This is a genomic window from Glaciimonas immobilis, assembly GCF_011947285.1.
Taxonomy (GTDB): domain Bacteria; phylum Pseudomonadota; class Gammaproteobacteria; order Burkholderiales; family Burkholderiaceae_D; genus Glaciimonas; species Glaciimonas immobilis.
In genome coordinates, this window is the sequence record NZ_JAAOZT010000002.1 from 809,333 (window position 1) to 834,589 (window position 25,257).

Sequence of the window (25,257 nt, forward strand, 5' to 3'; positions counted from 1 at the left end):
TCGCCCGGTGGCAACCGCATAGTCTTGCATCGGCAAAACGGCCAAGCCCGACCTTCCGCTTTAATGCGACCTAATCGTCTCCATACGGCACCGAAACACATCCAAGCGTACGCAATTGCATGTCAGGCGCTGGAAGACCAGTTAAAAATCAAGTCAGCGCGCCCTTGTGTTGCGGCAATCAGAACAGCATTCGGTTCATCCGTTTGGCTGACCCATGCACGGGCAGACTGTTCATCCCGACCAAATTGCCTATGACGCGCAATCAGTCGTTCTTGTCGAATCTCAGACGGGATATCCAGATACCAGGTCGCGTCGAGCAAGCCGCTAATTTGTCGCCAGTGGCCGCGGTCCAATAAGAGGTAGTTACCCTCTGTGATGACGCATTGGATTTCTGGCGTGATGGCGATTGCATTAGCAATTGGCTCATCGAACTCCCGCCTGAATTCGGGCGCATACACCACCTCGCCAGAGGGCTGATCGCGTAATCTTTTGAGAAGCGCAACATATCCGGCGCTGTTAAATGTGTCTTCAGCACCCTTCCGATCACGCCGCTTCAAGCGGTCCAATTCGCTATTAGCGAGGTGAAAACCATCCATCGGCACCGCAATGGCCTGTCCTGGCAAACCCGCTACCAGTGCTTCCGAGAACGTCGACTTGCCCGAACCAGGCTGCCCGACGACGCCAAGGATAATCCGGTGTCCACCTGTTAAGCGCTCCCGTAATTTCGCCAAACAAGCGTCCATCGTCAACGTTTTTGTAGTTGTCATCCCTAAATCCTTTACGTTTGTAATTATGATTTCGCACCGGGAGATGCATGCCATCTGAGGTGATTAAGTTAACGAATAACAAGTGCATTTGTTTTATTAATCTATTCGGAATATATTCGCTTGCGTGAGTAGAATAATTTCACATGAGAAACTATTTATAGTTCACAAAGTGCCATCTCGATGCCCGGGCACGCATAAAGAGAAGGACCGCATGACAATTAAATTTACTGTAGCACTAACTTCCATTGGCGATCAACAGCGCGACTATGGCAGCATGACGACCTTTTTTCTCTGTCATCTACAAAAACAACTTCTAGCTTTCAATTCCAATTGAATAAATCGGTCGGCTCATCAACAGTGTCAGCGGGCTTTCGTCCGCACGCGTCCCATCAAATTGGCACACGTCAGTTTCCCGAGCGCGTGGTACTTCAAGCGCTGCGCACGCATGGCAGCATGCCAAAAACGGAGTTGGTACGAATCACCACTCTGGGTATTCAGGCGGTTGCGCTTATTATTAAACGCTTGATAGACGAAGGTTTGATAATCAAGCTGGAGACATTGCGCGGGAAAATTGGCGAGCCCTCTGTTTCCTTTGCGCTGAATCCGGAGGGCGCTTTATCCATTGGCATCAAGGTCGGTCGCCGCAGCATGGATATTCTTCTGCTGGATTTTTTGGGGCAGGTCCGTGAGCGTTTCACGCTATGCTATTCTTTTCCTGATCCCGAAGAGTTGTTCGCAGAAATCGACTTGCAACTTAAAAAAATGCGTAAATCGCCAGGGCTGAAAAAAGCGCGGCGATTAAGTGGCATCGGCATTGCGGCACCGCTGACATTAAGCGGCTGGCATAAACTTTTGAATGTACATCCGCATCAAGCTAACCAGTGGCTGCGCATTAATTTTGCCCGGCAGATGCAGGATATAACCGTTCTGCCTGTGCAGTTCTGTAAAGACACAGCAGCGGCGTGCGTCGCCGAACTGGTGACGGGCGAAGGCCGTAACATCAATAGTTTTTTGTATATTTTTGTCGATACTTTTATTGGCGGTGGCGTGGTGATTGATGGGCATCTGCGAGGAGGCTTGCATGGCAACGCTGGTGCGCTTGCCTCCATCCCGGTGAGATTGGCAAGACCAGACGACGCCGCGCTACCAGAACAGTTATTAAGTGAAGCCTCGCTAATAACGCTGGAACGGACATTTGTAGCTGCAGATCTCGACCCTCTTGCATTATTTGATCAGCGTGTGCTGGAAGAGCCCTGGCTGACCCACACCCGCACCTGCCTAGATGGCGCAGGTTGCGCCATTGGGCTGGCGATTGACAGCGCAACTTGCCTGCTTGACCTGGACGCGGTGATTATTGACGGATCTTGTGACCGTGCTTTGCTGGAAAAACTACGAACAGAAATAGAAAGAGCAATGAATTACTACTGCTGGGAGGGTATTGCCCGTCCCGCAATTCATGCTGGCACAATTGGATCGAATGCGCACGCCATTGGCGCTGCCCTGCTTCCGCTCTACGCTAACTTTGCGCCGAATCATAGTTTATTTATCAAGGAAAATAAACGACGTTGAAGGGAGCAGCGTGATCGCCCCTAGGCGCGTGCAGCATGCATATCGGTGGTTTGGCTTGGATATAATTAGTGGCGTCGTTAACGCTCTATCAGGTCTTCACAGACCTGCTCCAAACCATTAACTTTGCGAGTAGTAGTTGTACAACCTCGCCCTTTTGGTTAAAGGTTTGGGATCGTGCCTGAATAAAGCCCCGGTCCGGACGTGAGCGGGACGGCGTGACAGAAATCACTTCGGTTACAACATGCAACACATCATCAGGTCTGGTAGCCTGCGGCCAGGTAATTTCTCCACCAGCGCCAATAATACCGCCAGCCAATGGCATGCCACTCTCCACTAACAATCGCATGGTTATCCCTGCGGTATGCCAACCGCTTGCAGCCAAACCGCCAAAGAACGTGCTTTTAGCCGCTTCCTCATCCAGATGAAAAGGCTGCGGATCAAATTGCTGCGCGTAACGCTTGATTTCGTCAGCAGTTATCTGCCGCGACGCCGACGTAAATTGCTGGCCGGTTACGATGTCCTCCAAGTACAGTCGCGGCGCTTTGCTGGTATTCGCAGCATTGGCATTAGCGAGATTGCCGCTGTCGATTGGAGAACGAACGTAGGGCATGATGGCTCCTTTTTGTCTGATTATTATTAGAATGTGCTGTCTTTATGCTTATAGATGCTTATCGTGACAGAAGCCCGGCAAGAACCGATTATTCGGTTTCGTCCTGATGCTCCAGACCTTCGTTTGGCAATATGTGCCCGAGTTTGGCTGCCTTGGTATCCAGATAGCGCGTGTTAAAAGGATTTCTGTTTAAGATTAACGGGATACGCTCGACTACCGGGACGCCCATTTTTTTGAGCGCATCCATCTTGCGCGGATTATTCGTCATCAGGCGCAAAGTTTTGATACCGAGATATTGCAGCATCGGCTCACACATTCCGTAATGTCGTAAATCGTCCGCAAAGCCGAGTTGCTGGTTGGCCTCTACCGTATCCGCTCCAGAATCCTGAATGTGGTAAGCACGAATCTTATTGAGCAAGCCTATGCCGCGGCCTTCCTGGCGCAAATACAGCACCGCACCGCGTCCTTCTGCTGCAATTTGCTGCAACGAACCCTCGAGTTGCGCCCCGCAATCGCAGCGTTGACTAAATAGTGCGTCGCCTGTCAGGCATTCTGAATGAATCCGCGCCAAGACCGGCAAGCCGTCATTGACGTCGCCCAAGACTAATGCCAAATGTTCTTTCCCGGAAGGATGATCGATAAAGGCATGCAGTTGGAACGTCGCCCAAGGCGTCGGCAGAGCGCAGGAAGTGACATATTCCAATGATTCATGGATTTGGGCAGCGGCGGCATTGTTAGGTGTTATATGGGTGCTCATTAGTTAGATACGTAACTTCAATATAAAAAGCACGTCACAGGACAAATGACGTGCCTTGCCAACGGATTAAATAATTCAGGCTGGAATTAATTCAGTCATCGTACTACGAGAATGCAATAGTGCGCTGGCCACCGCCTCTTCGCCCATTGCCATCCTCTCTGTATGAATGAAGTTGATGTTACTCAGGCCGATAAAGCCTAATACTTTACGCAGGTAGGTTTCATGAAAATCCATGGCCTTTGCGGCGCCGTGGCCTACTACCGCCACGTGACTGAATATGATGACTTTTTTGCCAGTTACAATCCTGCCAGACCAGTTTCGATTTATGTAAACGTCAGTCCGGCGCGCGCAACATGATCGATCCAAGCCTGCTAATTTGCGCTTATCGGAAAATTGTACATCGGCGCGCCGATAACGATTACATCCGCGGGCAGTAATTCTTCAACCAGAGCGTCCGAGAGTTTAACCGTTTCGGACAGTTCCGGCGTGGGTTACGTTAATTAGGGAATAAAATGCGCCCATCGTTTGCGCTGTCAAACGCGGTACTGGATTGGCAGTTAAAGCCCGTTCCCCAATAATATCGCGAGGTTAAAGTGTCCATGTTGCAGGAAACTCACCCCCCCACTAGTGCAATCACGCCTTTGTTACCAATACTACGGTTCAGATAGCAGACAAAAGAAGGCCCAGCTTCAGTTGAGCCTGAATAAAATGTTGCTAACCAAATTAATATGGCAGATCGAACACCAGTATCTCTGTCGTCTCGCCAGTTTCAGTGCTGCCTGCGCCGCTAAGGGTGATCAGGCTTTCGTCCGAAATTTTAAGCGCATCGCCTGTCATCAAGACGGTCCCGTTCACGCTGATCGCCCCCCGAATCACGTGGACGTACCCAGTACGACCAGCCGCCAAGTCGTGCGTCAGTATGTCTTCTTTGCCCGGCAAAGCGGCAAAGATACTAGCATCCTGATGAATCAAAACCGAACCGTCACGACCATCGGATGAGGCAATTAAGCGCAACTGGCCTTGCTTGGCGGCCGGTGTAAAATGTTTCTCTTCATACCCTGGTGGAATGCCTTTTACACTCGGCTCAATCCAGATTTGCAGGAAATGCAACGGGTCGCTCGCCGAACTATTAAATTCGCTATGCCGTACGCCAGTGCCCGCACTCATCCGCTGGACATCACCGTAGTGCAAAACTGATCCTGTTCCAAGGCTATCCTTGTGCTCTAAGGCGCCATCCAGCACGAAAGAAATGATCTCCATATCCCTATGACCATGCGTACCAAAGCCCTGCCCCGGTGTCACACGATCTTCATTGATGACCAGCAGGGGTCCAAAACCCATGTGCTGCGGATCCTGATAGTGACCAAATGAAAAAGTATGTCTGGATTGCAGCCATCCATGGTCTGCCACGCCGCGATCACTGCTTTTACGTAGTTGTAACATGATATTTTCCGTTCCTTATTGACGATAGTTTCGATCGATAAACTGCGTTGTTCGGACACCTCTTTCATTCTTCGATTGCCCGGCGCCGTAACCATGGGTGCCATTATGGACGTCAACAAACCAAAACAAAAACGGAAAGTTTTCATATCTATCATCGAAAAATTCGAACAACGCCTTTAGGGCTTTCTTTTAGTGATCTGCATCAGCTTTCCCGCTAATGTTAATTCTCGATAACCCAACAATAAACCAGTAAAATCCATCAAAACAGCATCAACCCTATCCCTAAACTGGTGCGCCTGTTAGACTTCCCCCCTTTTCTGTCAATGACCGCCATTGTGACTACTTCATCCTTCTCCAATCTTCCCCTGTCGCCCGCCCTTTTGCGTAACCTTGATAGTCTCGGTTATCACGAAATGACGACCATACAGGCACAAAGTTTGCCAGTGATTCTGGAGCGGCGTGATTTGATCGCGCAGGCCAAAACCGGTAGCGGTAAAACCGCCGCGTTTGGCATTGGTATTTTGCATAAACTTAATCCGACCTACTTCGCGATTCAGGCATTGGTACTTTGCCCGACGCGTGAACTGGCCGATCAGGTAGCAAAAGAGTTACGCAGATTGGCGCGACTGGAAGACAACGTCAAGATTTTGACGCTCTGCGGCGGTTCACCGATGGGACCGCAGATTGGTTCGTTGGAGCATGGCGCACACATCATCGTCGGCACCCCGGGACGGATACGCGATCACATTGGCCGCGGCACCATTAATCTGTCAACGGTCCAGACATTAGTATTGGACGAAGCAGATCGGATGGTCGATATGGGATTTTACGAAGAGATTTCAGGCATCGTCAGTGCCTGTCCAAAGCGTCGCCAGACCTTACTGTTTTCGGCCACCTATCCTGACGATATCCGTAAAGCCAGCGCAGAATTTTTACGCCAGCCGGTTGAAGTAAAAGTGGAAGCGCAGCACGATTCTGGACAAATTGAGCAGCGCTTTTACGAGGTCTCTTACGATGGCCGCAATGCGGCAGTCGCCCAGTTGCTGAACCATTACAGGCCAGTATCGACCATCGCCTTTTGCAATACCAAAATTCATTGCCGCGAATTAGCTGCGCAATTACGTGATCAGGGCTTTAGCGCGCTAGCGTTATACGGCGAGCTTGAACAGCGTGAGCGCGATGAGATTCTGGTGCAGTTTGCCAACCAGAGTTGTTCAGTATTAGTCGCCACCGACGTTGCCGCGCGGGGTCTGGACATTCAGACGCTAGGGGCAGTTATCAACGTCGACGTATCTAAAGATACGGAAGTCCACATCCATCGCATTGGCCGTACCGGTCGCGGACACGACAAAGGTCTGGCACTTAGTCTTTGCGCGCCCAATGAAAAAAAATGGGTCAAGTTGATCGAGGATTATCAGAACGGCCCGGTTACCTGGTTTGAGCTGAATACCCTGGAACCGGCCGAAGGCGGCGCATTGCAGGCCCCGATGGTAACGCTATGCATCATGGGCGGAAAAAAAGACAAACTGCGTCCCGGCGATTTATTGGGCGCATTGACGGGCGATGTCGGCCTGACCAAAGATCAGGTCGGTAAAATCAGCGTATTTGAGTTCATGACGTATGTCGCGCTGGACCGCCGGATGGCTAAACACGCATTCTCGCGTCTAAGTAATGGCAATATTAAAGGCCGTAACTTTAAAATGCGGTTTATATCTGAGCTGTAAGCCCTCATCCTAAAGGTCAGACCTTTCTGCGATTTTGCGCGTGACCCGCAAAATACCGTTAATTTGCATCACATAAGCGTACATGTCCGGTGCTTGGCCTGACACCTTGTAGCGTTTCAGGCAGCCGTAGCAAGTTGGCGCAGCTGACGCGCAAGAAAGTCGGGTACTTTGGCCGCGGCCAATTTGTTAACCGATACCAATAAATCCGGATGAATTGACGTTACACGATAGGTATGCGCCAGCCGTTGTGCCACGTGTAGCAACAAATGGGCGGATACTTCCGCATCGGCTTCGGCTCTGTGCGCGGTGCCAAGAAACGGTATGCTCAGCGCTGAGGCCAGCGATCCCAGCTTATAGCTCGTCATGCCGGGAAACACCCGACGTGATAATTTTAACGAACAAATCAGCGCGTTGTAGCGTGGCTGCAAATCCAGCGCGGCACTTTCTGCCAACAAAAACTTTGCATCAAAACTAGCGTTGTGTGCCGCCAGCGCATCATTGCCAATAAACCGCAATAACTCCGGAATCACTGTAGAGACGGGCGGCGCGTGATTTACCATTGCTTGCGAGATACCCGTCAGATGCGTGATGAATGACGGTATCGACACGCCACAATTGACTAACGAGACATAGCGCTCAACGATAGTGCCTTCCACAATCCTAAGGGCTGCGACCTCGGTAATGCGGTCGCCCATCGCAGGACTCAAACCGGTGGTCTCAAAATCGAGCATCACAATTGGTTTTTGAAATACAGCCATGAGTCCTTAGAAATCAGTTTTTTGATCCTCGAATACTACAGCATGGAAACGGCTGTTCGCTACTGATTGCGTCGGCGCCGCTATTTTTTTTTGCCCGCTCACTACAGTTTATAGAGCAAAACCGCGTCTTTTCAACATTGAATTCATAGCAAGATTACAATTGAGTAACATCCATGCGTTGGATTAGTTCACTAAACTTGGTTTCGCCCCCATTACTAGACACACCTCAAAGTGGAAAAAATGACAATACTGAATATCAATGGCAAGCAACACAATATTGATCTGCCAGCAGACACGCCTATCCTCTGGACCTTGCGCGACGATATCGGCCTGACCGGCACCAAATTTGGTTGCGGGATGGCGCTCTGTGGTGCCTGTACAGTCCATCTGGATGGTGCACCTATACGCTCCTGCGTGACGCCCATCAGCGCCGCCGTGGGTAAAAAAATTACAACGATTGAAGTAATCGCCAACGACAGCGTCGGCAAAGCGATTCAACAGGCTTGGGTCGCGCTAGGGGTACCGCAATGTGGCTATTGTCAGGCCGGTCAGATAATGTCAGCGACAGCGTTACTTAAAACTACGCCCAAACCGACTGACGAGGAAATCGACAATGCCATGAGTGGCAATATCTGCCGCTGCGGTACCTATACCCGCATTAAGGCAGCGATCAAACAGGTTGCGGCAAACAATGGAGTCGCCAAATGAGCACGTTTTACGACAGTGAATTGATGCAGTCCACACAAAATCGCCATAACGATACCGAAGCTGCAGTAGCCAATGGCCTGAATGACATGTCGCGCCGGAACTGGCTTAAAGGCGTGGGTGCATTTACCGGGTTGGTGTTGACCGTCGGCGCACACGGTATCGTCAGCGCTGCCGATGCCCCGGCGCCAGACAAGAAATACGGTGGCGCCAAGATGCCGGGCGGCACGGTTAATAATCCTTTAGTATTTATCGCCATCGGCACCGATGGCATTGTGACCATCGTTGCACATCGCTCAGAAATGGGCCAGGGAATTCGTACCAGTCTGCCTATGGTCGTTGCCGACGAGCTGGATGCTGACTGGAGTCATGTCCGCGTCGTACAGGCCAATGCCGACGAGAGTCGCTTCGGCAACCAGAACACCGATGGATCGCGCAGCATGCGGCATTTCTTTACGCCAATGCGTCAGGTTGGCGCAACCGCCCGTTTAATGCTGGAAACAGCAGCCGCCAGCCGTTGGAAAGTCCCTGTATCGGAAGTGTCTGCCAAAAATCACGAGGTTCATCATACTAAATCCGGGCGCAAGCTGGGATATGGCGCACTGACAGTCGATGCCGCGGCCTTAAACGTGCCGACGGCCGATCAGGTGCGCCTTAAAGACGATGCGCAGTTTCGCTATATTGGGAAAGAAAAATACGGCAGCGTCGATTTTCAAAATATCGTCACCGGCAACACCCAGTATGGGATAGATACACGTATCGACGGCATGGTCTATGCAGTCATCGCGCGTCCGCCGGTATTCGGCGGCAAGGTCGCCAGCTTTGATGCGGCCGACGCCTTGAAGGTCCCCGGTGTGATCCGCGTGGTGGAACTGAAAGGTAGTCCGCCACCGGCCTTATTCAATCCTTTGGGGGGCATCGCCGTAATTGCCAACAACACCTGGGCGGCCATCAAAGGACGCGACGCGCTGAAGATCAAGTGGGACGACGGCCCTAACGGCAACTACGATTCGACCACGTTTAAGGTCACGCTGCAGGAAGCAGCCCGCAAACCCGCTAAAGTCATGCGCGATGATGGCGACACCATGGGTGCGTTAGCTAATGCCAGCAAAAAAATTGAGGCTGAGTACTATATCCCGCATCTGGCGCACGCCACCATGGAACCACCGGCAGCTACCGCACGCATAGTCGGTGGCAAATGTGAGATCTGGGCCTGCGTTCAAAACCCGCAAGCCACCCTTGAAACCGTTGCCAAGAGCCTCGGCGTGACGCGTGAAGACGTCAAAGTAAATGTGACGTTGCTGGGCGGCGGATTCGGGCGAAAATCCAAGCCGGACTTTGCAGCAGAAGCCGCCCTGCTGTCCAAAGCAATGGATGGCAAACCGGTAAAGCTGACATGGACCCGGGAAGATGACCTGCGCCATGACTATTTGCACACTGTCTCGCTGGAACGTCTCGAAACGACACTCGACGATAAAGGCATGCCGCTGGCCTGGTTGCATCGCAGCGCGGCGCCGACGATTTCTTCCACATTCGTCGTCGGGGCGATGGGCGAAACTGCGGGCGAGTTGGGAATGGGCGCAATCAATATCCCGTTCTTGATACCGAATATTCGTATAGAGTCTCCTCAGGTACCTGCACATACGCGCATCGGCTGGTTTCGCTCTGTGTACAACATTCCGCACGCGTTTGCGGTGCAATCGTTCGTGGCCGAACTTGCTGCCGCCGCCAAGCGTGACCATCGCGAGTATTTACTTGCCTTAATCGGACCAGCACGCAAAATCGCGCCGAAAGAAATGTCCGATACGACCAACTATGGCGAATCCCCGACGCTGTATCCACTGGACACAGGCCGCATGCGTAACGTGGTGGACGTTGCAACCAAAGAGGCCGGATGGGGTCGCAAGGTTGCTGCCGGACACGGGCTAGGTCTGGCGGTCGCGTATAGCTTCATGAGCTATGTGGCGGCGGTGATTGAAGTCGTGGTCAATGAAAATGGCGAAATCAGTATTCCGCGGGTGGACGTTGCCATTGACTGCGGCCCTGCGATTACACCTGACCGTATACGTTCACAAGTCGAAGGCGCTTGCATTATGGGTCTGAGCCTTGCGATGACAGGCGAAATTACCTTCAAGAACGGCGCTGTGGTGCAGGGTAATTTTCATGAATATGACGTCCTGCGGGCTCTGTCCGCTCCTAAGGATATTCGCGTGCATATCGTTAAACACCCGTTCGATATGCCGTTGGGTGGGGTCGGTGAGCCGGGTACGCCACCGATTGCACCGGCCTTGTGCAATGCGATTTTTGCTGCTACGGGTAAACGCATCCGCGATTTGCCGATTCGGGATCAATTGAAGAAGGCTTAATCGCTTAAGCAGCAAACTAACCAAAGTATTGAGGGGTGGCCACAATGGCCACCCCTTTTTTTACATTACATCGTGCGATGTAAGAGGCACAGTATGAATTTGAGAAAATACGTGCAAGTAAAAAAGCACTTCTAAATACTTACCTGATAAGTCTGACCGGGATGGGATACTCCGATATTTTGAAGTTACCCGGCGGCTCGACGGAGGATGGGGACTGCATGACGGGTCATCTTCTTACCGGTATGTCACCACTTTGGTCTACGTCGCATCACGGTGCCGGCACTAATGAAATAGAGGCTTTCAGAAATAAAGGCATGGTTGAATTCTCGCAGTTAATTGCTAGCGACAAGACAAGACAATTTACGTTCTTGAACAATCATATCCGTAGCCTTTTCTGCAATCATGATGGATACCGCATTGGTGTTGCCGCCGATGAGCGTAGGCATGATGGATGCATCCACTACGCGTAGTCCCTTTAGACCATGCACCCTAAGACTTGGATCAACCACGGCCATATCGTCAATACCCATCTTGCAGGTGCCTACCGGATGGTACATGGTATCAATGCGGGCACGAAGAATTGCACGGATGTCGTCGTCGGTTTTGACTTGAGAAGTAAAGGGAATACCTGTAATGAATTGTGCAATGGCCGGGGCCATCATCAATTTTTCAGTCATTTTGTAGCCCTCGACCATGTCCTCCAGATCTTGGGGATGTTCCAGAAATTTAGGATCAATAACTGGTGGTGTTTCAATAGATTTATTTCGCAAGCTGACACTACCAATGCTTTTGGGGCGCATTAAGCTGACATGACAGGAAAATCCATGGCTTGCATGTAACTTGCGCGCGTGGTCGTCGATCATCGCAACCACAAAGCTCAGTTGGATATTGGGTGTTGCCAGTTCTGGCCGCGTTTTTAGAAAGCCGCCACCCTCAGCAAAGTTGGAAGTGATCATACCCTGGCGTTCGCGACGGTAACGTAAAATTTCTTTTGCCAGATGCACTCCACCCTTGATTGAGAATCCAAAAAGGTTGATGTCTTTTGACTCGTAACAAAAGATAAAATCTGGGTGATCTTGTAAATTTTTTCCTACGCCAGGAAGATGATGTACCAGGGGAACTGCCAACTTCTGTAATTCAACGGCATCACCTATGCCGGAGAGCATAAGCAATTGTGGCGACTGAAATACGCCGGCACTCAGAATTACCTCTTGTTGCGCTCGGATGGTATGGAGCTGATCGCCCTGTCTATACTCGACGCCAACGGCACATTTTCCGTCAAACAAAATACGCTGAGTAAAGGCGCCAGTTACAACAGTTAAATTGTTACGCTTGCCAAGATGTGGCAATACATAGGCGTGAAAGGAGCTACAGCGTTGTCCATTATACTGGGTGACCTGATAGATTCCGATACCTTCTTGTTGGGCTCCGTTAAAATCCTGATTAATGGGATATCCGATCTGTTCGGCGGCATGCAAGAAATGCCGTTGAAATGGATTATTGGTACGTAATTTGCTGATCTGAAGAGGCCCGTTCTGACCATGCCACTCATCGTTGAATTCATGATTGTGTTCTGATCTTTTGAAGTAAGGTAGTACGTGTTTGTAAGACCAATCCTTATTTCCCAGTGCTGCCCAGTGATCGTAGTCGCTGTGATGACCGCGGATATAAACCATGGCGTTGATGGCCGAGGTGCCGCCTAATACTTTGCCACGAGGCTGATAGCCTTTGCGTCCATTGAGTTCCGGCTGAGGTACGGTTTCAAAGGCCCAGTTGTTGAGTTTTCTTGGCACCATCAACGCTACCGCAGCGGGGGTATTAACAAGCCAACTATTGCCATTGCCACCGGCCTCTAACAAAATAACCGAAACATTTGGATCTTCGCTCAGACGTCCCGCCAAAGCGCATCCACTTGATCCTCCTCCCACAATGACATAATCATAAACTTGTTGCATATGATATTCCTTCAATTTTTTCAAGAGATTGTTTTATAAAGGGGTATCTCATATTCTGGTTCAGGATATGCGTAGGGCGCAAAGCGTTTTGTTTTAACGGAGTAATAAAATTTATTTGTACTAGCTACTGTCAATTCCATATGGCATATATAGTCATCAGTAGCAGCATGATCAGAGCCAAAATTAGGAAGATTGCGATGCAAAGCGACAGCTTCAGCTACATATGCGTCATGGAGGCGGATGGCTTCGAAATAGGCATCTTCTTGCGAAATTTTATTTTCATGTTGAATAACCAGCACAATATTCATGATCTCTGTTTCTCTTACCGCGTCCCTTTTCAAAGAAGCAAAGTCATTTTGAATCATCAAGATTAACGAAAGCAGGCGCTTGATGTGCTTTATAACGGGATGTATATATATATGACGTGGTAACGCATAACTGATGGCAAGATCAACCATATGAAAATAGGGATACATACCGATGGCATATTCACGAATCGATAGAAGCCGAATGAGGGAGGGATAGCGTTTTGGTTTGATGAGTTTAAGTGGGTATTCCTCCATCATTCCATAAGTGACGTAATCATGAAAATCCATGGCTACTCGCTCAAGTAGTTCAGAAGGCATAAAATTCAATACCTCTTTTCTGAATTGTGCAACTTGCCGCAATAGTCCAATATCATTGGAATTTGGCTCCTTGCCCAATATTACATTGACATAACGATCCCTAATTAACGCCAATTCATTCACAGGGCAAAGTTCATAGTAATCATCAAAAATAGATAGCCAAAGCACATATCTGGCAGCTGGGCGAAGGCGTTCATAATCACGGATATAGGGCATTACGAATACTGCCAGATTGGCCAAATCATGTTGTTTATATTTTTCCCGGGCTGCATCGGACAAAAAATCATAATCGGAATCGAGCCAAGTGATTTCTTCTTCCAACAACGCATCTTCAAGTGAACTTGTTATGCAAGGCCAAGGGTAAGTAAGTATAGGCGTGCTGCCTTTCGATATCATGATTCTTATTCCTTTCCATATGCTAAATTAAGCAGCTGATGTCTCATCGTGATATAGCTGTATTGAGTGACACTTCCACATGTCTATCAGCGATGTCGATGAGGTTCATATAGTTTTATCGCATCCATCCAACGTCGAATTGATATTTCGATACCGGCCGCATCTAAACCGCAGACATGCAGCAATTTTGCACAATCTCCATGCTCAATGAACTGATCGGGGAACCCGAGTTGTAGAACGGGAATGGCAATACCTGTCATAGCAAGACTTTCCAGACAGGCGGAACCGGCACCACCCATGACGCAGCCCTCTTCTACGGTCACCAACATATCGTGCGTGTGCGCTAGCTTCCTGATCAGGTCGTTGTCAAGGGGTTTGACGAAACGCATGTTAACAACCGTCGCGTCAAATGCATCGGCGGCGGCAAGGGCCGGGGCCAGCATGGTGCCGAAGGCAAGAATTGCGATACGACCAGTTAGCAAGGATGTTGTGCGGCGTATCTCACCTTTGCCAATTGCCAGCATTGTCAGTGTTCTTGCAGGCGTTACCCCAGGCCCGGCCCCGCGCGGATAGCGCACGGCAGACGGCCCGTCTTGTCGCAGCGCTGTGTGTAGCATCTGACGGCATTCGTCCTCGTCAGACGGCACCATCAGGATCAGGTTCGGTAGGCAACGCATGAACGCCAAATCATAGGAACCCATATGGGTGGCGCCGTCGGCACCGACCACGCCAGCGCGATCGATAGCGAATACAACAGGTAACTTTTGTAAGGCCACATCGTGGATCAGCTGATCGTAGGCGCGCTGCAGGAACGTCGAGTAAATCGCGACCACAGGCTTTAAACCTTCGGTGGCTAAGCCAGCGGCGAAGGTCACTGCATGCTGCTCGGCGATACCAACATCGAAATAGCGATCAGGAAAACGGCGCGCGAATTCGACCAGACCAGAGCCTTCACACATAGCGGGTGTGATCGCCACCACACGGCTGTCTATCTCGGCTTCGTCGCATAACCACTTTCCAAAAATTTGCGTGTAAGTTTTATTACCTTCTTTAGCGGGAGTGACTCCCTCAACTGGATTGAATTTTCCTGGGCCATGATAGAGAAGAGGATCTGCTTCCGCGAGCGGATAGCCGTGACCTTTTTGAGTGACAATATGTAAGAACTGCGGCCCAAGAGATGTTTTTAGATTTTGTAGCACGGGGATCAGGGCATCGAGATCGTGGCCATCGATGGGCCCGGTGTAATAAAAGCCGAGATCTTCGAATAAGGTTGCTGGCGTCACTAATCCCTTAGCATGTTTTTCGAGGGCAAGTGTTAATTCGCGTATGGGAGTAGCGATCGACAAAGCCAGTTTGGCTCCTTTTTTTGCATAGGAATAGAATTGGCCGGAAATTAATTTCCCTAAATAATGACTCAGTGCACCAACTGGTGGAGAAATTGACATGTCGTTGTCATTGAGTATCACCAATATCGGCAGGTCCTTGCATATGCCGACATTATTCATTGCTTCAAAAGCCAGACCGGCTGTGATGGCACCGTCACCGATCACCGCAATAGCATGGCGTTTTTCATTCTTGCAGCGGGCACCTTGCGCCATACCCAGTGCAGCGGAAATTGAAGTACTGGAATGTGCAGTGCCGAAAGTATCGAACTCGGATTCGTCACGTCGCGGAAAACCTGAGATGCCGCCGAATTGACGTAATGTCGACATCAATTGGCGTCTCCCTGTAAGCACCTTATGGCCATAGCACTGGTGTCCGACGTCCCAGACGATGCGATCGTGCGGCGTATCGAACACGTAATGTAGGGCAATGGTGAGTTCGACCGAACCTAGATTGGATGACAAATGACCGCCGGTTTTTGACACGCTATCAAGCAGGAAAGCACGTAATTCGTTAGCAAGTTGATATAAATCTTTTCGTTCAAGTTGTCTTAGCGATGCTGGTGTATTGATGGTATCGAGTAAGTCATACATAGTCACCGTCCATTTCGGTTATCCAAAATTTTATTTTTACGACCAAAGTTGCGCAATAAATTTGATCGATTACTAAATCTGCCAAACTATTAAGAAGCCGTGCGTGGATACTTAGAGGTTTAAGCGCAGCAGGTCCCTTATCGTGTAATAGAACACGTCACGCCAAATACCTGGGGTTGTACTTGAAATGCATGACTGGCGTACTGACTGCACCGATCCGAATGATGCATCATGCGTGGTGGCGGTCCTTTGCGAAACCATGCCATCTTCAATGCGTCCATCACGATAGCGGTCGTCATCCGGGGCTTGAGCTACCAGCCAATCACCTCCCTATTGAACAGATCAAGAACGATAGCCAGATACAACCAGCCTTCATCAGTCCACAAGTAGGTAATGTCGGATGTCCACACCTGGTTTGGCGCATCGGGCATAAATTTCCAGGCCAACAGATTCTCCCCTATTGGCAAGCTGTGCTTCGAGTCGGTAGTCACCCTGTAGCGCCGCTTAAGCGGAGCACGGATGTCAATAGAGGACGTGGGGACATGGCAATCTCCTGAGTCAAATATGCATCAGATGGGCACTATTTTTTGTTGCTATTATTTTGTTTGGGTGTTTGCATATTGGCGATTGTTTGCCAATGTTCTAAACAACCGTCAGCCTCCATCAGAATTTTTTTAAACCAGATAGTAAAGTCGTCAGGTTGTGCTTCTATGCGTACTAATAAATCTGGTGCACTGATCCATTTCCAATGCTCCACTTCAGCTGGATTCGGAACGGGATTGTCATCAAATTTTCCTATAAAGATATGATCAAATTCATTTTCTATCAGCTCGTTTGAAACACGCGCTTGATAAGTGATTGCCCCTACTTTTTGCAAATAGCAATTAAATCCCATTTCTTCTTGTAACCGACGATGTGCCGCTGTATCAATGTCTTCACCATGGCGAGGATGGCCGCAACAGGTATTAGTCCACAATTTCCCTGAGTGATATTTGGTAGCTGAACGTTGTTGCAACAGCATGTGACCATCACTGTTAAAAATAAAAATCGAGAAGGCACGATGCAACGTTCCAGTCTGATGAACTTCCAATTTATTACCGAAGCCAACAGGTTGGTCGTTGTGGTCAACCAGTATTAATACCTCTTCCATGAAACGGTATCCTTTTATTTTGGGTAAGTCCTGATAGCGTTAGATCGGGACGTTCGTACCGTCATTGAAATCGAGAATAGATCAATATCGCGGCAATACAACCCCGTACAACTATCAGGTAAATGATGCTAGTAGTTGTACGGGGTTGTATTGTCAGTAGTTTTTGCTAAGTTGGATGGATGTGATTTGATGATGGAAAAGGAGGCGCGTGATGCGCGTGATACTTGCTCAACCTCGCGGTTTTTGCGCTGGCGTGGTGCGTGCTATCGATATTGTTGAGCATGCATTGCTCAAATATGGCACGCCGGTATATGTGCGCCATGAGATCGTCCACAACAAACATGTTGTAGATAGCTTGCATCAAAAGGGGGCAAGATTTGTTGATGATCTGACAGAGGTGCCTCGTGGTGCCATCACTATTTTTAGTGCACATGGTGTAGCCAAATCGGTGGAAGACGATGCGCAGGCGCGGCAACTGCACGTGTTCGATGCGACTTGTCCGTTGGTGATTAAAGTGCACAATCAAGCACGTAAATATATCGCTGAAGGTTATCAGTTGATTTTGATTGGAGAGACAGAACATCCGGAGGTGATTGGCACAATAGGGCAAGTCAATGCACCCGTCACGGTTGTGCGTAATGCGTCAGATGTTGATGGCTTATTATTTTCTGCGGATGCGCGATTAGCTTACGTCACCCAAACAACTTTGAGTATCGACGATACCCGCAGCGTCGTTCATGCTTTGCAGCGTCGTTACCCTCATATAGTCGGACCAGATACACGTGATATTTGCTATGCCGTACAGAACCGACAGACGGCAGTACGTGAATTAAGTCGATGTGTTGATGTTGTGTTGGTAGTCGGTGCGAAAAATAGTGCCAACTCTGTGGTGATGCGCAGCATCGCTAGTGAAGCAGGTGTGCCAAGTTATCTCGTGGCTGATGGAAGTGAGGTGCAGGTTGACTGGATGCGCGATGTCGAGACAGTTGGCGTGACAGCAGGAGCATCCACCCCGGAAGTGTTAGTGGAAGATGTATTATCTGCTCTACGGCGCATTACCAAGATAGAGGTGGAGGTGATGGCGGGACGGCAAGAGCGGGCAGTGTTTAATTTGCCAGCGGGTCTGATCTAAGTCTTATCAGGAAAAAACGATGAACAACATCATTGATCGCCGTATGAGCAAACAAGTGCAAGTCGACAAAATACGCATAGGTGGTGATGCACCCATCGTTGTACAGGCAATGACCAATACCGATACTGCTGATGCAGATGCCACAGTGCGTCAAATTATGGATCTTGCAAGTGCTGGTGCAGAAATGGTACGTATCACGGTGAATAATGATGAGGCTGCTGCAAAGGTTGCCATCATCCGTGATCGGCTGGATCAGAAAAATATCGATATCCCTTTGGTAGGCGATTTTCATTTTAACGGCCATCGTTTGCTTTCTACCTATTCCGATTGTGCGCAGGCCTTAAGCAAATATCGCATCAATCCCGGCAACGTTGGTAAGGGGGCTAAGCGAGATGAACAATTTTGCCGCATGATAGAAATTGCCTGCAAATTTAATAAACCCGTACGAATCGGCGTCAATTGGGGCAGTCTTGATCCTGCATTAATGGCACGCATGATGGATGAAAATGCAAAATTTCCGCAACCGAAAACGGCCGCAGAAGTGATGCGCGAATCATTGATTGTTTCGGCTCTGGAGAATGCCGCACGTGCCGTTGAAATTGGTTTGCCTGCGAACAAAATTGTGCTGTCTGCCAAAGTCAGCAGCGTGCAGGATTTGATTGCTGTTTATAGTCAATTGGCGCAACGTTGTGAGTATCCCTTGCATCTGGGATTGACTGAGGCAGGGATGGGATCAAAAGGTATTGTGGCTTCCTCAGTGGCTCTGGGTGTTTTGTTGCAACAAGGGATAGGTGACACCATCCGCATTTCTCTGACGCCAGAACCGAACGGTGACAGAACTAAAGAAGCGGTGGTTGCGCAACAGATATTGCAAAGCTTGGGATTGCGAACGTTTACGCCGACGGTGATTGCTTGTCCAGGATGTGGGCGCACTACCAGCACTTTTTTTCAAGAACTGGCCAGTCAAATTGAAACCTATTTACGTACCCAGACGCCGGTATGGCGGCGCACGTTTCCAGGTGTTGAAGAAATGCACGTGGCAGTGATGGGATGTGTGGTGAATGGGCCAGGGGAAAGTAAGTTAGCCAATATCGGCATCTCCCTACCCGGCTCCGGCGAACATCCCTCTGCGCCCGTTTATATTGATGGCGTGAGGGCATTGACCTTAAAGGGCGACTCCATCGCAGAAAGTTTTAAACAACTGGTTGATGCTTATGTAGCGTCTAAATATGGTGGCGATGTGTCGGCAAAATTGCGATTGGAGGGGATGATGAAAAAGACGGATGGAGAGATGCTTTCTACATCGTTGCCAGTAGTGCGTTTTTCTGGCAGTCAGGTGCAGAGATGAACTCCAGCGCTTATTTTCATGAAACCGTCACCAAAGTTCATCATTGGACGGATAGGTTGTTCTCATTTGAAGCGACGCGTTCACATTCATTGCGTTTTGAAAATGGTCAATTCACGATGATAGGTTTGCCAAACCCTGAAAGTCCTGATGGTGCGCCGGTATTACGCGCCTATAGTTTTGCCAGTGCCAATTATGAAGAGAATTTGGAATTCCTCAGCATCAAAATGCAAGATGGTGCGCTGACATCGCGCCTGCAAAAAGTCCAACCTGGAGATACTTTATTGGTCGGAAAAAAACCAACGGGTAGTCTGTTGTTGAGTAATTTATTGCAGGGAAAACGCTTATATTTATTAGGAACAGGCACTGGTTTGGCGCCATTTTTGAGTATTATCAAAGACCCAGAAACGTATGACCTATACGAGAAAATTATTCTCGTACATTGTGTCCGTAAAAAAAGCGATTTGGTGTATCCCCAATACTTGAAGGAAGAATTACCCAATCATGAATTTTTAGGTGCAGCTGTGCGCCAAAAATTGATTTATTACCCGACAGTAACGCGTGAGCCATTTCCAGCGCAGGGTAGAATCACCGAATTGATTCAAAATCAAAAACTCTTTACGGATATCGCATTGCCTGCGATTGATCCTGAATATGATCGCGTGATGATCTGCGGCAGCATGGCCATGCTCAATGATTTAAGAACGATGTTGGTGCAACGAAAATTTGCTGAAGGGGCAGCGCGACAAGCGGGGCATTTTGTGATTGAACGCTCTTTTGTGGATTAAGTATGGAAACTGCACTGCGGCCACTTTACAGCGTCTTGTGATTCTTGGGTCCACCGGTTCTATCGGCGAGCATTGAATATGGATCCTAAAAAACCACTTATTGAACCGTTGCAGCCTTGCCTCATTAAATACCATCGTCGGTGATAGCCTCAAACGGGACTATCCATGAATTCAATTCCTCCATTGTCGGGAGACGTTCCTGCGTCAGACGGATTTCGATTTTCATCGAGATTTGGTTCGTTTGCCCGACGCGGAATGGATGGGGAGGACAGATGATCTGCCCCGCTCCGATTGGAGTTACTTATCTTTTTTTGGACGTCCGGCTTTCACTAACGGCAAACTGGCTATTGCCGCCTTGAGCTTGGCGTTGTCTAAACCTTTGATCAATGACACACCAATCCGGAGCAGTTCACTTTTCTTGACTGCAAGTCCAGCTTTGAGGCAGGCTTTTTTAACGTCGCTCAACACTTGATATTCATCTTCCGGCATGGTGAAGCTATCACGAACCAGCTTCGCTTTTTTCGGCTTGGCTTTTGTTGCGGCGATTGGCTTAACCGCGCTTACTGCATTCGGTAGCGCTTTAGGCACCGCTTTTGACAGCTCTGCCAGAGGCGCGCTGAGGATGGGCTGTTTAGCTGTTGCAGGGGTATTTGCCGGCGCCACCTTCTTTGCAACCCGCGCTTTTTTTGTGGCGGGTGGCGCTGTTGCGGTAGCGTTGACGACGGTTTTCGGCGGGGCTACTTTTTTAGCATTAACTTTAGCTTTGGCCTTTGCTACTGGTTTTTTTGTTGATGCGGGTACAGCGTCGACGGGTGCACGGGTGGCCATGTATACTCCAAAATTTAAATAGTATAAATAATATATTCAATTTAATCAGAATTTGCAACGTATGTTTTTAAAATACGCCAGGGTTTAAGTGAGACCTACGTTACGCCGCCCACGTAAATCCATTGTGCGTCGCGTCATTTTAATTAAGGTATGAAATCTGCGTCCGATGGTCTAATGCGATCTCGCTTATCACGACTATTTGCGTAGACTCACGCAGATCAGTAATGCATTCACATACAGGTGTAAAGGAAGGTCAACAGTGAAGCAGTCGTTTGTTCGCTGTATTTGATGGCGCAGATAGTCTCGCCCGATGCAGCGCTTCGTCTGTGAAGCGTTAATCTCAAGTACGTTTGATAGCAAATTCCACGCCAATTTCACGCCACCATTCACGTTCTTTTTCCATCCAATAGGTTGCCGTCGGATGGTCTGCGACCCATTCCCGCTTGATGTCCAGCTCAATTTTGCTCTTCATCTTGACCCTGATTTCATCCAGATTCACCTCCATGCGCGAGTGCAAAAACATCACGGCGAGCCGTAACGCCAACGCGGCTTTGGAAAAATCTGGATCAAGCAGACTTTCACTGATTTTTCGCAGATTGCCTTTTTGCCCCAGAATTAATTGACTCATGGTTTTCTGTTCACGCGTGGTAAAGCCGGAAAGGTCCGCATTGGCAATTAAATACGCCGCGTGTTTGTGGTAACCGCTCTGCGATACAACCAGCCCCACCTCGTGCAGCAAGCCGCTCCAGTGCAGGTACTTTTCCAGCGTATCATTAGTGGGCCTGAGCAAGCCGAATAACGCACTCGCCGTCTCGGCCACACGGTTGGCGCGCAATCGATCAACATGAAACCGTTGCAGAAAATCATGCACCGACTGCTCACGCCGATCTAGCCGCGTACCCCGCAGTTGCAGATCCCACATGACACCCATGCGCAGCCCGGCCTCAATCGGCGTCAACACTTCGATTCCCAATTCTTGCATCAATCCACTCAGCACAGCAACGCCGCCAACGATGACCGAGGCGCGATCCGGTTTCATGCCAACCATGTCTATGCGGCTGATATGTCCCATCTGAAGGAATCGCTCTTTTAGTGCTTCCAGGCTTTTGTAAGATAATCGACGATCACCAAGGTTGTTTTTATCGATTGTTTCTGCGATGGCGCGGATGGTGCCTGACGACCCGTAAGCGTTGGTCCAATTTTGGGGACGATAAGATGGCGCGGCATCCTCAAAATGACTGCGCGCAGAAAGAATGGCGGCCTCGTACGCGGTGGGTGTGATGTTACCATTGGCAAAAAAGGCCAGACTCTGATTAACGGTACCGATCCCAAACGATTCAACCCGTTCAATCTGCTGTCCGCGGCCCAGAATTAATTCCGTCGAGCCGCCGCCGATGTCCAGCACCAGACGCTTCTCATGGGGCAGACGCAGCATGCTGGCAACACCCATGTAGATCAGACGTCCTTCTTCCTCGCCAGAAATGATCTCAATCGGGTGACCTATCGCGGCCTCTAATGCTGGTAAAAACGCCGCTGCATTTTTTGCAATACGTAATGTATTAGTGGCGACCACGCGCACTGCTTCCAGTTGATAATCGGCAAGAATTAGACGAAAACGGGAAAGCGAATCAAGCGCGGTTTGCATCGCCGCTTCGGTCAGATTGCCTTTGCTATCCAGACCGCCAGCTAACCGAATGGGATCACGTGCACTTTTTATGACGCGAATTGCATCACCATTGTATTTGCCAATATGCAAGCGAAAACTGTTGGAACCCAAATCGACTGCTGCAAACATTACTACCTCTCAATCTACGCAATTCGGAACGACGTTATATAGGAACAACCCCAGCCACCAGAGTACAACTCTAATACGACTGAAAAATTGATTGATTCTGCGTGACTACGCATGTATGCGAATATCAGGCGCTGAAAAAACTGCTTAGGAAGTCATCGCTAATAATGGTATGAACAATAAATCCGCATTATTACAGGTTAATGACAGTCTCCCGATTTTTGACCTGCAGGAGCACCTGCGAATTCTTGCGGGTCATTGGGGCCATTCCGCGTCATTGCGCGTCATCTTCTTGGCTACGCGTGTATACGAAGCGGTTATTATGCGCGCTAACGGCGGCAAACCTGCAAATCGTCAGGTCGCGGGAGGCAACGCGGTCCAGAAACCGGTTGCCACGCTGAGATCGCGCGTGCGTTTAAATGGCGGCAAGCTTTGCCAGATGCGCTTGCCGTAGCCTTTGGAAATTAAGCGAGGATCGCAAATCATCAACACCCCACGGTCCGTCTCATCACGAATAAGCCGCCCGGCACCCTGCTTCAAATTAATAATCGCAGCAGGCAATTGATGGTGCATGAAACCGTTCATTCCTTTTTTTTCCAGCGCCTCAATGCGAGCCGCTAGCACTGGGTCGTCCGGCGGCGAAAACGGCAGTTTGTCGATGATCACCAGCGACAGCGCCTCTCCACGTACATCCACGCCTTCCCAGAAACTTTGACTGCCGATCAATACGGCATTACCGGCAGCGCGAAAGCGGTCCAGCAATTCGGTCCGCCCTGCTTCGCCTTGTACCAATAAAGGGAACGGAAGATTGCGCTCTTCAAATTCAGCACGCAGTCGTTCGGCGGCGCGATTCACGGCGCGAATGGTGGTACAAAGCAAAAACGTACGACCACCTGCGGCCTCAATAACTGGCAAAGCAGCGTCGATCACTGCATCGGTATATTCCGGCGAGTTTGGCTGCGGTAAATTTTGCGGCACGTACAATAAACCTTGTTCGCCGTATTCAAACGGGCTGGGCCAGGATTGCGCTGGTTCACCTGCGAGACCCATTTGGGAGGCGTAATGCTGGAAGTCATTTTTTACCGCCAGCGTCGCGGAAGTGAAAATCCAGGTACGCGGAACGCCCTCACGCTGCTTATTAAAAATTGGCGCGATGGAAAGCGGTGTCTGATGTAATTGTAAAGAGGTAGAAAATGCCTCCACCCACAGCACGCGACCTTCTGCGTCGCCATGCACTGCATCCTTAATACTATTTGTCTTGGCTGTGGCACTGGCTGACTCCGGCTTATTCCAGGCGTCGAGCCGCATACCGAGTTCAATCGCACGAACCCTGCATTGTTCAATCGTCTCCGCACGTTCAGCCTGCTTTTCCAGCGTTGCGATCATGCTGTCAAACTCTTGCCGCAAGGTCTCCAGTGCCGAGAAAAATACGCTGGATGGGGCGATCTGGTTGACTGCCAATTTCACGACATCTTGAGGAAACGCCAATCTTAAGTCCCGCGCAGCTTTTTCGACGGGCATGACTACCTTGGCCCAATCTGCGCCGTCACGCGCATGGGAAAGTCCTTCTGCCAGCACATCCCGGCATAATTCAAGAATATGTGAGGTCGACACCGTATCGCCAAAAAACAACGTCGCCACCTCTGGTAACTGGTGCGCCTCATCAAAAATGATGGTGTTAGCCGATGGCAATAATTCGGCGACGCCGGTATCTTTGAGCGCCACATCGGCAAAAAACAAATGATGATTAACCACCACGATATCCGCCTGCTGCGCCTCTTTTCGGGCCTTCATGACAAAACAGTCCTGATAATACTGACATTCGGACCCCAGACAGGTATCTCGCGTCGAGGTTACGAGGTTCCAGATCAAGGCGGTCTCGGGTACCTTCGACAGTTCCGCTTTGTCGCCTGAACTGGTGGTCTTCATGAAGCGCGAAATCTCGCGTAAATGACCCGTATCTTCTCTGGATGTCATCCGCCCGTTTTGAAGCGTCCGCTCCAGATGAAAATGGCAGACATAATTTGCCCGGCCCTTCAATAACGCGATGGATACCGGCGCGCTGAGCGCTTTGCGTACGGTCGGAATATCCCGTGAAAATAGCTGATCCTGTAAGTTTTTGGTACCGGTCGAGACGATCACCTTACCGCCCCAAAGGAGCGCAGGAACCAAATAGGCAAAGGTCTTGCCGGTTCCGGTACCAGCTTCTGCGATCAAAGTAGTCTGCTGGGCGATCGCTTCGGCAATCGCTTTAGCCATTTCTGTTTGAGCGAGGCGGGGGCGAAATCCTCCGACGACTTGTCCCAGTGGGCCGCCCGGACCAAATAATTGGTCAATATCGGCGTCATGCTTGCCAGCAGGAAGTGCATTTTCGGCTAAAGAGGATGTGTCGTCGGTCAAGGTAACTGTCAGTAATAGGCTTAAGGGATATAACAACGAATCGCAACATAAAACGGCAGCATTGAATCGCAAAATGAAATGGACCAAAGCGACATTTGTCGCCAATGACACCAAGATCATGGACGAACCGGCTAGAGGATTGAAGCCTATGCCGTCGCTCACCCATTCCG

General features: G+C 49.7%; 20 protein-coding genes and 1 pseudogene. 7 read left to right on the forward strand and 14 right to left on the reverse strand.

Annotation, left to right across the window (positions count from 1 at the left end; all coding sequences use genetic code 11):
• Positions 1 to 122: 122 nt before the first annotated feature.
• Positions 123 to 767 (reverse strand): nucleoside/nucleotide kinase family protein, encoded by a 645-nt coding sequence (locus HAV38_RS05975; protein ID WP_168053295.1) that lies wholly within the window; start codon positions 765 to 767, stop codon positions 123 to 125.
• A gap of 330 nt (positions 768 to 1,097) precedes the next feature.
• Here HAV38_RS05975 and HAV38_RS05980 point away from each other — a divergent pair, with 330 nt between their 5' ends.
• A complete protein-coding gene (locus HAV38_RS05980; RefSeq protein WP_245182212.1) occupies positions 1,098 to 2,336 on the forward strand; it encodes an ROK family protein in 1,239 nt (412 codons plus the stop codon).
• An 88-nt stretch (positions 2,337 to 2,424) separates the two neighbouring features.
• Here HAV38_RS05980 and HAV38_RS05985 read toward each other — a convergent pair whose 3' ends face one another.
• The 4 genes from HAV38_RS05985 to HAV38_RS06000 form a co-directional block, all read right to left on the reverse strand.
• Positions 2,425 to 2,946: a MaoC family dehydratase gene (locus HAV38_RS05985; protein ID WP_168053297.1), complete on the reverse strand. Its 522-nt coding sequence runs from the start codon at positions 2,944 to 2,946 to the stop codon at positions 2,425 to 2,427.
• Between the two features lie 88 nt (positions 2,947 to 3,034).
• Entirely contained in the window at positions 3,035 to 3,703 is a 669-nt protein-coding gene (gene ribA, locus HAV38_RS05990; protein WP_168053298.1) for a GTP cyclohydrolase II, read from the reverse strand.
• Positions 3,704 to 3,778: 75 nt separating this feature from the next.
• Positions 3,779 to 4,069 carry an NAD(P)H-dependent oxidoreductase gene (locus HAV38_RS05995; RefSeq protein ID WP_168053299.1) on the reverse strand — a complete coding sequence of 97 codons (291 nt, stop codon included), beginning with the start codon at positions 4,067 to 4,069 and terminating at the stop codon, positions 3,779 to 3,781.
• A gap of 357 nt (positions 4,070 to 4,426) precedes the next feature.
• The gene (locus HAV38_RS06000; RefSeq protein ID WP_168053300.1) at positions 4,427 to 5,146 is read right to left on the reverse strand and encodes a pirin family protein; all 720 of its coding nucleotides are present in this window, start codon (positions 5,144 to 5,146) and stop codon (positions 4,427 to 4,429) included.
• A gap of 323 nt (positions 5,147 to 5,469) precedes the next feature.
• On the opposite strand from HAV38_RS06000, the gene dbpA reads away from it, so the two are divergent.
• Positions 5,470 to 6,870 (forward strand): ATP-dependent RNA helicase DbpA, encoded by a 1,401-nt coding sequence (gene dbpA, locus HAV38_RS06005; RefSeq protein ID WP_168053302.1) that lies wholly within the window; start codon positions 5,470 to 5,472, stop codon positions 6,868 to 6,870.
• Between the two features lie 116 nt (positions 6,871 to 6,986).
• Here the strand turns inward: dbpA and HAV38_RS06010 are convergent, their stop codons facing one another.
• The gene (locus HAV38_RS06010; protein WP_168053303.1) at positions 6,987 to 7,628 is read right to left on the reverse strand and encodes a 3'-5' exonuclease; all 642 of its coding nucleotides are present in this window, start codon (positions 7,626 to 7,628) and stop codon (positions 6,987 to 6,989) included.
• 240 nt (positions 7,629 to 7,868) lie between these two features.
• Between HAV38_RS06010 and HAV38_RS06015 the strand changes: the two genes are divergently transcribed.
• Together HAV38_RS06015 and HAV38_RS06020 are read left to right on the forward strand one after the other, a co-directional pair.
• Positions 7,869 to 8,336 (forward strand): (2Fe-2S)-binding protein, encoded by a 468-nt coding sequence (locus HAV38_RS06015; protein WP_168053305.1) that lies wholly within the window; start codon positions 7,869 to 7,871, stop codon positions 8,334 to 8,336.
• Between the two features lie 86 nt (positions 8,337 to 8,422).
• Positions 8,423 to 10,699 carry a xanthine dehydrogenase family protein molybdopterin-binding subunit gene (locus tag HAV38_RS06020; protein WP_245182236.1) on the forward strand — a complete coding sequence of 759 codons (2,277 nt, stop codon included), beginning with the start codon at positions 8,423 to 8,425 and terminating at the stop codon, positions 10,697 to 10,699.
• 332 nt (positions 10,700 to 11,031) lie between these two features.
• Here the strand turns inward: HAV38_RS06020 and HAV38_RS06025 are convergent, their stop codons facing one another.
• From HAV38_RS06025 to idi, 5 genes and pseudogenes are all read right to left on the reverse strand, one after another.
• Positions 11,032 to 12,654 (reverse strand): GMC family oxidoreductase, encoded by a 1,623-nt coding sequence (locus HAV38_RS06025; RefSeq protein WP_168053307.1) that lies wholly within the window; start codon positions 12,652 to 12,654, stop codon positions 11,032 to 11,034.
• Between the two features lie 20 nt (positions 12,655 to 12,674).
• Complete coding sequence (locus HAV38_RS06030) at positions 12,675 to 13,676, reverse strand: terpene synthase family protein (protein WP_168053310.1); 1,002 nt, start codon at positions 13,674 to 13,676, stop codon at positions 12,675 to 12,677.
• A gap of 86 nt (positions 13,677 to 13,762) precedes the next feature.
• On the reverse strand, positions 13,763 to 15,652 hold the full coding sequence (dxs, locus tag HAV38_RS06035; protein WP_168053312.1) for a 1-deoxy-D-xylulose-5-phosphate synthase: 1,890 nt from the start codon (positions 15,650 to 15,652) through the stop codon (positions 13,763 to 13,765).
• Positions 15,653 to 15,792: 140 nt separating this feature from the next.
• Positions 15,793 to 16,173: pseudogene (locus tag HAV38_RS21850) on the reverse strand (DDE-type integrase/transposase/recombinase); the annotation flags it as partial.
• Positions 16,174 to 16,232: 59 nt separating this feature from the next.
• Positions 16,233 to 16,802 carry an isopentenyl-diphosphate Delta-isomerase gene (gene idi, locus HAV38_RS06045; protein ID WP_168053317.1) on the reverse strand — a complete coding sequence of 190 codons (570 nt, stop codon included), beginning with the start codon at positions 16,800 to 16,802 and terminating at the stop codon, positions 16,233 to 16,235.
• 211 nt (positions 16,803 to 17,013) lie between these two features.
• Here idi and ispH point away from each other — a divergent pair, with 211 nt between their 5' ends.
• Genes ispH through HAV38_RS06060 form a run of 3 tightly spaced genes read left to right on the forward strand, consistent with a single transcriptional unit; the run spans position 17,014 to position 20,067 of the window.
• Positions 17,014 to 17,934 (forward strand): 4-hydroxy-3-methylbut-2-enyl diphosphate reductase, encoded by a 921-nt coding sequence (gene ispH, locus HAV38_RS06050; protein ID WP_168053319.1) that lies wholly within the window; start codon positions 17,014 to 17,016, stop codon positions 17,932 to 17,934.
• A 19-nt stretch (positions 17,935 to 17,953) separates the two neighbouring features.
• Entirely contained in the window at positions 17,954 to 19,282 is a 1,329-nt protein-coding gene (ispG, locus tag HAV38_RS06055; protein WP_168053322.1) for a flavodoxin-dependent (E)-4-hydroxy-3-methylbut-2-enyl-diphosphate synthase, read from the forward strand.
• Positions 19,279 to 20,067 carry a ferredoxin--NADP reductase gene (locus HAV38_RS06060; RefSeq protein WP_168053324.1) on the forward strand — a complete coding sequence of 263 codons (789 nt, stop codon included), beginning with the start codon at positions 19,279 to 19,281 and terminating at the stop codon, positions 20,065 to 20,067. Before ispG ends, HAV38_RS06060 begins: the two co-directional genes overlap by 4 nt.
• Before the next feature lie 297 nt (positions 20,068 to 20,364).
• Here the strand turns inward: HAV38_RS06060 and HAV38_RS06065 are convergent, their stop codons facing one another.
• The 3 genes from HAV38_RS06065 to yoaA all read right to left on the reverse strand — a co-directional run bounded on the left by HAV38_RS06065 (position 20,365) and on the right by yoaA (position 25,249).
• Entirely contained in the window at positions 20,365 to 20,895 is a 531-nt protein-coding gene (locus tag HAV38_RS06065) for a hypothetical protein (protein ID WP_168053326.1), read from the reverse strand.
• Positions 20,896 to 21,235: 340 nt separating this feature from the next.
• Positions 21,236 to 22,690 (reverse strand): Ppx/GppA phosphatase family protein, encoded by a 1,455-nt coding sequence (locus HAV38_RS06070; protein WP_168053328.1) that lies wholly within the window; start codon positions 22,688 to 22,690, stop codon positions 21,236 to 21,238.
• A gap of 351 nt (positions 22,691 to 23,041) precedes the next feature.
• Positions 23,042 to 25,249 carry a DNA repair helicase YoaA gene (gene yoaA, locus HAV38_RS06075; RefSeq protein WP_245182213.1) on the reverse strand — a complete coding sequence of 736 codons (2,208 nt, stop codon included), beginning with the start codon at positions 25,247 to 25,249 and terminating at the stop codon, positions 23,042 to 23,044.
• Positions 25,250 to 25,257 lie beyond the last annotated feature (8 nt).